The organism is Frisingicoccus sp. (assembly GCA_016298055.1).
Taxonomy (GTDB): Bacteria; Bacillota; Clostridia; order Lachnospirales; family Lachnospiraceae; genus Frisingicoccus.
On the sequence record JAEDDO010000261.1, the window covers coordinates 1 to 2167 of the forward strand.

3 protein-coding genes are annotated in these 2167 nt (G+C 41.5%); all 3 read right to left on the reverse strand.

What is annotated here, in order from left to right; genetic code table 11:
* On the reverse strand, window positions 1-390 hold a 390-nt coding region (locus QZZ35_RS11365; RefSeq protein WP_291237507.1), incomplete at its 3' end, for a hypothetical protein.
* 45 nt (window positions 391-435) lie between these two features.
* Entirely contained in the window at window positions 436-1497 is a 1062-nt protein-coding gene (locus tag QZZ35_RS11370; RefSeq protein ID WP_291237508.1) for a GGDEF domain-containing protein, read from the reverse strand.
* 40 nt (window positions 1498-1537) lie between these two features.
* On the reverse strand, window positions 1538-2167 hold a 630-nt coding region (locus QZZ35_RS11375; protein WP_291237509.1), incomplete at its 5' end, for an ATP-binding response regulator.

A 2167-nucleotide genomic window follows, 5' to 3' on the forward strand; every position in this document is an offset into this window, starting at 1 on the left:
CGCATCCGCTTCTTCCAGAAATACAAATGCTTCATCCATTGTCATAAATGCAGCATCATATATGGCCTGAACAGCTTCCTGTATTTCCTGATCATCACCGCTGTCAACGCTATCAGCAACCTGAGCTGATTCGTCCACATCAAGTCTGTAAACACCCAGATTTGTATTCGGAATGGACCCGACATAGGAGGCATCTCCCATATCAGCCGATGCTGCCGCCTCATCATAAACCAGACCTCCCTCTGAATCTGCTTCATCCAGAGACTCAGGCTGGCTGACCTCCTGTTCCTGGGCCCAGGCGGGAACTGTACAGATATTTTGTAAAATCAGCACAGAACTTAACATGCCCGCCAAAAATCGAAAGTTCTTCTTTACACTTCCTTTACTCATCTGTTTTCTCCTCCTTTTTGTCGTCAAAAGAAAAATTGTTCTAATCTATATGCGCTGTTTTCGTTTCGCTAATTTATTCTCATACATATTTTTGTCTGCCTTGTCAAACAAAACTCTAAAAGAACAATCCGGGAAATCTGTAGACAATGTCCATCCGCAGGCATAACTTACTTCAACAAACTTACTGCCTCCATGATGCAGACGATTAAACTCCTGTACGTCCTTTTGTATCTGATTTAAGATTTTTTCCATTTCCTCTCTTGAAGCATCATAAATAACTGCCATGAATTCGTCCCCACCATATCTTCCGACAAAGTTTTGAGAAGGTACGGCATTTCGAAGCAGCCTTGCAAAATTTTCAATTAACTGATCTCCGACAGAATGGCCCAAAGTATCATTTGCAACTTTTAAATTATTCAAATCGAATACAATACATCCAATTGGTTTTTGCATTAATTCTGCATTGATAAAAAATTCTTCGCACCGACCTTTATTTGGCAGGCCGGTATGCTGATCGGTAAATGCTTTTTGTTCCAATTGACTGTTCCGATGCCGTATTCTGACGGCTTCAAGCGAACGAAATAACATGATCAGAATTAAAATAGTAATATCGACAGCTGTACCTATTTCCAGATAACGGATAATCGTCGCAATAGATTCGGAATACAATTCTGCTGCTGAAACCGTTTCGTCTGCCATTCGGAAATAGTTTTCACTCACTTCAACAATATCTGTAGCCTCATATCCGTACTCACGCACACGATAAATTTCATCTTTAAGCTTTTGCCAATATTGCATTTGCTTATCTAAATCAGCCTGATATACTTCATCCTCCAGACGCACAAGATTATATTTTCTTGATTCATTTTTTAATCCATCTAAAATTTCATCCAGATAAACAATAAGGTCATCATTTTTCTGGCCTACAATTTCCAGCTTAACCTCTCGCTGCGTAGCTCCTCTGACGATTCCCGCATAATTAATTACCCTTGCCGTTCCCTGCAGAGAGTTTATTTGAAAAATCATCGATGTGACAAGAATCATCATGATAACAATCAATACACTCTGAACAATTGTGACAAATGTCCTCAACCTCTTTGTGTGCATAAAAAATTTCCTCCTGTCTGAATATCTGCGCCCGGAATTTTTATTTTCTATACTTCGCAATGATTCGCATCATCTTATCAATTTCCAATGGCTTTGTAATATGCCCATTCATGCCTGCGTCAAAACTCTTTTGTATGTCTTCTGCAAATGCGTTGGCAGTCATGGCCACAACAGGCAGCGTTTCCGCATCCGGCCTTCCCATTTGACGGATCTGCCTTGTCGCCTCATGTCCATCCATGACAGGCATCATAACGTCCATAAGTACCAGATCAAAAGTATCCGGATCATTATTAGCCACTGCATCCACAGCTTCTCTGCCATTGACAACCGATGTAACCTGTGCCCCTTCTTCTCTCAGAAGTGTCTCTGCGATCTCACGATTGAGCTCATTATCTTCTGCCAGAAGGATGTGCATACCTTTAATAGATACATCCGCATCCTTCTCAATCTTTACAACTTCACTTTCATCGGCAAGCTCAAAAGGAATTGTGACGACAAACCGACTTCCCACATTCAGCTCACTTGATACCTCCAGGGTTCCTCCCATCTGCTCAATGAGAGCTTTGGCAATACTCATGCCAAGCCCTGTTCCCTGATAAACACTTCTGGCATCTGTGTCTGCCTGAACAAAAGGTTCAAATATCCGCGTGAGAAACTCCTGACTCATACC